The organism is Mesorhizobium sp. M7A.T.Ca.US.000.02.2.1 (assembly GCF_003996995.1).
In the GTDB taxonomy this organism is placed as follows: Bacteria; Pseudomonadota; Alphaproteobacteria; order Rhizobiales; family Rhizobiaceae; genus Mesorhizobium.
In genome coordinates this window covers 1-5799 of sequence record NZ_RZTT01000384.1, presented here as the reverse complement: position 1 = coordinate 5799, position 5799 = coordinate 1, and the positions used below count along the sequence as shown (strand labels likewise).

Sequence of the window (5799 nt, the reverse complement as noted above, 5' to 3'; positions counted from 1 at the left end):
CGACAGAGCAGACGGCTGTCGAGCCCGAACCGGCGCGTTCCACCCTGGGCGAGATCGATATCGAGAAGGCTGCCGAAAAGCTGATCTCCAGCGGTGCGGCGCGCGCCATATTCGTCTCGCCGGAAGGCGACGAGGCGGCTGCATCCGCGATCCTGGTGGCGCGCGAGGTCGCCGACGCCGGGCTGCGCGTGCTGTTGCTGGACCTCACCGCGTCGGGGGCCGCCTCGCGGCCGATGCTGGACAGCGGGCTTTTCCCCGGCATCACCAACCTGCTCGCTTCGGAAGCGCAGTTCAGTGACGTCATCCATGCCGATCTCTACTCGGACTGTCACGTCATCCCGGTCGGAACCGCCGATCCGGTTCGTGCCATGCGTGCCGCCGACCGGCTGCCGATCATCATGCAGTCGCTGACGACAGCCTACGACCTGGTCGTGGTCGAGTGCGGACCGGCCGACGCACAAGGCATCGGCCGCCTGACCGGCGATGCCACCGAGGTCTTTCTCTCCATGCTGGAGGCCGACGATGAGGTGACGCAGGCTGCGGTCAAGCTGATCGAGAACGGCTACCCCGACCTGACGCTGGTGACGCCGCTCGGCCACGAACCGCCCGGCAATCCGGTGCCGGGAAGGCGCACTGCCGCTGCCTGACGGGAGCCCCGGATCGCCGGCGGGGCCGTTCTGCGGTTCGCCCGATCTATCCCAGTTCAAGCGTCGTTACGCCGAACACCCTTCGCAGGTCCAATTCCGGGGCAGGCCCCTTGTACATGCGCGTGGTGGTGAAGGTCGGCGCAAAGCCGGCCGCATCGAGCGCAGTTATGAAGCCGGTATTGTCGGCGGGGACGTCGATGTGCAGCTCGCCGCCCTCGCAGGCACCGGCCAGTCCCTCCAGGAGTTGCAAAGCGATTTCCATATCGTCGGCAAACAGCGGGCCGATCTTGAAGCCGGACCGACAGCGGCGCGCCACGCCAAAGCCGGTCGCGCCGCGCGAACTGATCGCCGCCAGCCCATGATGCGGCTCCTGCAGCCATCGCTTCAGAAAGGTGCCTCGGGGCGCCGGAAAGCAATGGGCGTCATAGGCGACGATGCCGGACAGGAGCTGCGTCGTAATCATCCGCAACCCATCGGCCCTGACCGGCTGGCCTGCCATGCGCCCGGTGAAGCGGATGGTCTCATAGGCCGGCGCGAAGCCCTTGCGCCGGTAATTGGCCTGCTGCTCGGCGACGCCGTCGAGGCCGACAGTCCGGCCCGAGAGCCTTTTCATGCCGGCGTCCCACACGGCCTTGCCGTAGCTCATGCCGCGCATGTCAGGCCGGCAGATGTAGAGGCCGATGAAACCGAATTCGCTTCCATAGGCCACGGCCGAAATTGCCGCGACCATGTCGTCGCCGACAAAGGCGCCGATGAAGCCTTCGGGGTCCGCGGCCTGGAACATCGCCGGGTCTTCATGACCTGGGTTCCAGCCTTCTGCGGCCGCCCAGTCGACGAGAAGCGCCAGTTCCTGCAGGGACAGTGTGCGGATGATCGGCTTCATGGCGTCAGCTATCTTCTTCCGCGGGCGCTGCCTGGCCGGCGGCTTTGCGGCGCAGCACTTTGGTCAGCTTCCAGATCGTCGGGCTGTTCTTGACGAAGGCTTTCAGCCGCGCGCCTTGCCGAAGCGTCAGCGCCAGCATGCGGCCCTTCATGGTCAAGGGGACCAGCACTTCGAAATGCCGCGTTTCGATATCGCACCACAGCCGCTTGTAAGGCTCATCTCCGACCGAAAAGTCATAGACCTCGAAACCGGTCTCGCAGGCTTCCTGGATGTTGTCGAAGAACAGGAAGTCGCCGGGGCTGGCGTGCCCAAGATCGTCCTCGGCGATCGCTCCGAATTCGCAGATCAGGCGTTTGCCCAAGCGACTTGAACCGGTGATGGCGCGCAGCTTGCCGGCAACCTCGAGCCCGTGCAGCACGAAGGAAGGCCTGTCCTCGGCAAGCGCCTGCATGAACAGCGCGCGGAAGAAGCCGCGTACCTGTGCGTCGCCAAAAACATTGGCGATGCCCATCTTGCGGAAGCGGAGTTCCTTCATCTCGAAGAAGGCGTCGAGCAGCCTGCCCACCTCGTCGGGGGTGCGGGCCCCGATGCGCCGATAGCTGCCTACGGCCTCGAATTTCCGGATCTGCGACCGGTGCTTCTTGCGTTTGCGTTTGCCGCTGGCGCGGGAAAGCAGCGCATCGAAGCCGCCGGCGAGATCGACGGCCAGCGACAGGTTGGGACTGGAAAAATGCTCAAGCGATGCGAGCGGATTGGCGACGCCGTCGAGATCGGGCAGCAACCGCTCGAGCGCGACCAGATCGATGTCCGGGCGTGCCTTGGCGATGGCCGCCAGCACCGATCGGAGGGCCGGTATATCCGCTTTGGCCAGCCAGTTCGGGTCGGCGGCGACGAAGTTGCCGTTGGCGTGGCGCCCACCCATGAAGCGGGCGATCCGGAACGGCCCCCTGGCGGCAACCTCCAGCGCCAGCGAGAAAACCGGTTTGCCCTCGGCACTCAGCGTCGCGACGAGCAGGTCCGGTCGTGTCTCGGTCGCCCAGTTCTGGACCCAGGCAGCACTCTGCGCCGGCCCAAACAGGGCCGAGCGGCAGAACTCGGCATAGGCCGCGAGTCCGTCCGTGGACGCCACTGAAATCGACAGGCCGGCATGGTCCCGTGGCAAGGCGCGCGACGATGCCTCGGTCGCCGCAAGCCGATTGCCGTCAAATGACGCGGTTGCGTCAACCATACCTCAATCCTTAGGACGTATTGATCGCGATTTGGGGGTTCGCATAGGCGCATTCCGTGCTTGGATCAGCCTAGGCGCAAAAGGTGAATGAATGATCGACGGCGGGGAGGCAATCCGGAAACTGGCGCTGAACGTCGCCCGCTATACCGGCCTTGCACCGCTGGCCAAGCCGTTCATCGGCGGCATCGGCGCCATCCTGATGCTGCACCGTGTTACCGCGACGCCGGAAAAGCCGGACAGCGTCAACCGGCATCTGAATATCGCGCCCGGCTTCCTTGACGCCATGATCGCCGACATGAAGGCGCATGGCTATGCCTTCGTCTCCATGGACGAAGCCGTTGAGCGCATCAAAGCAGGCGGCAAGGGCGGTCAGTTTGCCACCATCACCGCCGACGACGCCTATCGCGACAACATGGTCGAGGCGCTGCCGGTGTTGGAGAAGCATGGCGCGCCGATCACCATCTATGTCGCGCCCGGGCTGATCAACGGCACCGCCGACCTGTGGTGGGACGTTGTCGAGGACATCGTCAACGTGCGCGATGCCTTGACGCTGACGCGGCCGAATGGTCCGCTGACGATCGATTGCTCGACCCCCGCGAAGAAGCTGCAGGCCAATGCACGCCTGCACGCCTATCTCACCTCGGAAATCCGCGAGGAGGACTTGCAGGCGGTGTTGCGTGACCTGGCTCGCGCAAACGGCATCGACGCCGACGGTCCGCGCCTGCGGACACTGATGAACTGGGACGAAATCCGCCGCATCGCCGCGCATCCGCTGGTGACGATCGGCGCCCATACGATCAACCACAGTAATCTGAAGCGGCTCTCCGAAGCCGATGCCCGGCACGAGGTTGGCGCCGTGCGCCCCATGTTGCAGGCCGAACTGGGCGAAATGCCCCGCCATTTCGCTTATCCCTATGGCTATGCCAGCGCTGTCGGCTGCCGCGAAGTGGGCTTTGCCCGCGACGCAGGCTATACCTCCGCCGTGACGACGCGCCACGGCGTGCTGCGCGCCGAGCATGCCGGGTTCCTGCACGCCTTGCCGCGCATTTCCGTCAACGGCCGCTACCAGAGCCTCGCCCACATCCGCACCATGCTGTCGGGCGTGACGACGCCGCTCGCCAACGCCGGCAAGATGGTCGTCACCATCTGACGCTGGCGGTTTCGCCTAGCGCTTGGCCCTCGGCTCCAGCATCAGCCATTTGATGATGCCCATCGCCGGCAGCACCCAGAGCAGGCCGCTGAGCAGGAAGAACAGGAAATGCACCCACGGACCCGACTCCGACAGCCGGGCGACCGCGAAGATCGATGCGACCAGCGCATAGATGATGACCAGCGCCACCAGCAGAAACATTCCGATCAGCTTTTTCAGGCGCAGGGGCATGCTTGGTCTCCTGATCGAGCATGCCGGAATTCGCACAGGCGGCCTGGCCGGCTCAAAGGGTATTGGCCTCGCATAGGCCTTGAGGCGAGACTGTGCAACCGGTGAGACGCGGCGCGACGGCGTGCCGCGCCGTATGGTCTTGCCAGCACGGGTGCGATGGTCCACCAATCCGCCAAATCAACCTGCCGGGACAAGATCATGGCTGCCATATCAGCTGCCGCGCCATACGTCGCCCGCGACCGCGACCTGCATAACCGGGCGCTGCTGCGCGGCTGGCTCTATGTGGTGCTTCTGGTGCTGTTTGGGCTGGTGCTGGTCGGCGGCGCCACCAGGCTCACCGATTCCGGCCTGTCGATTACGCAGTGGAAGCCGATCCATGGCGTGATCCCGCCGCTCAACGATGCCGAGTGGCAAGAGGAATTCCAGCTCTACCAGCAGATCCCGCAATATGCCGAGCTCAACAAGGGCATGAGCATCGAGGCGTTCAAGTCGATCTTCTGGTGGGAATGGGCGCACCGCGTCCTGGCGCGCAGCGTCGGCCTGGTCTTTGCCTTGCCGCTCATGTTCTTCTGGGCGACGCGCCGCATCGAGCGCGGCCTGGGAGCGAAGTTGGTGGGCATTCTCCTGCTCGGCGGCCTGCAAGGCGCCATCGGCTGGTGGATGGTGGCTTCAGGATTGGTCGACCGGGTCTCCGTCAGCCAGTACCGGCTGGCGACCCACTTGACACTCGCCGCGCTGATCTTCACCGCCACCATGGTGGTCGCGCGAGGATTGGCGCCGCATTCCGAACCCGCCGCCGATCGGTCGACGCAGAGGCAGGCCGGCTTCATCGTGCTGCTGGCGCTGATCCAGATCTATCTCGGCGGCCTGGTCGCCGGGCTCGATGCGGGCCTGAGCTACAACACCTGGCCGTTGATGGACGGCAAAATCATCCCTGGCGATCTGCTGATCCTCGAGCCGGCATGGCGCAACTTCTTCGAGAGCCCGAAGACGGTGCAGTTCGTCCATCGGCTTGGCGCTTACACGGTATTCGTGGTGGCCTTGTGGCACATGATCGCCACGCGCCGGCGGCTGCCTGAAACAACGCATGCGCGCCGCGCGACGCTGCTGTTTCTACTGGTGCTGGTGCAGGCCTCGATCGGCATCGGCACGCTGCTGATGCATGTGCCGCTGCATATGGCGCTGACCCATCAGGGATTTGCGCTGATCGTGCTGGGTTTTGCCGCCGCACACTGGCGCGGCACCAAGGGCGCCTATCCCTTGCCGACGGGAATAGCGCTCAGGGGCTGATCTTGAGCTGATCTACCGGGTCCGGATCAGAAGCTTGCCCGTACCGCCCGGATCGCCTTGACGACCGACAATTCGCGGTTCTCCTCGACCGCATTGTCGTCCTCATGATGCCATGACGCCGAGAGGCAACCATAGGCGATGGCATGATCAAGGATAGCGGCCGGTGTCTGGCCCAGAGTGTTGGCAAAGATCCCGGCCATACCAGCGATCCGCTCGGGGTCGAGGCAGAGATCGTCCCGCTCGAGCGGGTTGTAGAACATGTTCGCCGCATCGAAGCCGGGGTCGCCGAGCACGCCCTTCGGATCGATAGCCAGCCAGCCGCGCGGTCCGTGCAGGATGTTCTCGTGATGCAGGTCGCCATGCAGTGGCC

7 protein-coding genes are annotated in these 5799 nt (G+C 64.9%); 3 read left to right on the top strand and 4 right to left on the bottom strand.

From position 1 onward, the window contains the following. Window positions 1-647, top strand: a 647-nt coding sequence (locus EOD15_RS27150; protein WP_148129653.1) for a tyrosine-protein kinase family protein, incomplete at its 5' end; no start/stop codon positions are given. 46 nt (window positions 648-693) lie between these two features. Here the strand turns inward: EOD15_RS27150 and EOD15_RS27145 are convergent. Together EOD15_RS27145 and EOD15_RS27140 are read right to left on the bottom strand one after the other, a co-directional pair. Beyond that, window positions 694-1530 carry a GNAT family N-acetyltransferase gene (locus tag EOD15_RS27145; RefSeq protein WP_127321215.1) on the bottom strand — a complete coding sequence of 279 codons (837 nt, stop codon included), beginning with the start codon at window positions 1528-1530 and terminating at the stop codon, window positions 694-696. A 4-nt stretch (window positions 1531-1534) separates the two neighbouring features. Continuing rightward, entirely contained in the window at window positions 1535-2758 is a 1224-nt protein-coding gene (locus EOD15_RS27140; protein ID WP_127321214.1) for a GNAT family N-acetyltransferase, read from the bottom strand. A 91-nt stretch (window positions 2759-2849) separates the two neighbouring features. Here EOD15_RS27140 and EOD15_RS27135 point away from each other — a divergent pair, with 91 nt between their 5' ends. After that, window positions 2850-3908, top strand: coding sequence for a polysaccharide deacetylase family protein (locus EOD15_RS27135; RefSeq protein WP_127321213.1), 1059 nt, complete (start codon window positions 2850-2852; stop codon window positions 3906-3908). 15 nt (window positions 3909-3923) lie between these two features. Here EOD15_RS27135 and EOD15_RS27130 read toward each other — a convergent pair whose 3' ends face one another. Then, window positions 3924-4139 carry a DUF2842 domain-containing protein gene (locus EOD15_RS27130; protein WP_013532215.1) on the bottom strand — a complete coding sequence of 72 codons (216 nt, stop codon included), beginning with the start codon at window positions 4137-4139 and terminating at the stop codon, window positions 3924-3926. 198 nt (window positions 4140-4337) lie between these two features. Here EOD15_RS27130 and EOD15_RS27125 point away from each other — a divergent pair, with 198 nt between their 5' ends. Continuing rightward, entirely contained in the window at window positions 4338-5429 is a 1092-nt protein-coding gene (locus tag EOD15_RS27125; protein ID WP_127321212.1) for a COX15/CtaA family protein, read from the top strand. A 26-nt stretch (window positions 5430-5455) separates the two neighbouring features. Here the strand turns inward: EOD15_RS27125 and EOD15_RS27120 are convergent. Next, on the bottom strand, window positions 5456-5799 hold a 344-nt coding region (locus EOD15_RS27120), incomplete at its 5' end, for an aminoglycoside phosphotransferase family protein (protein WP_281035582.1).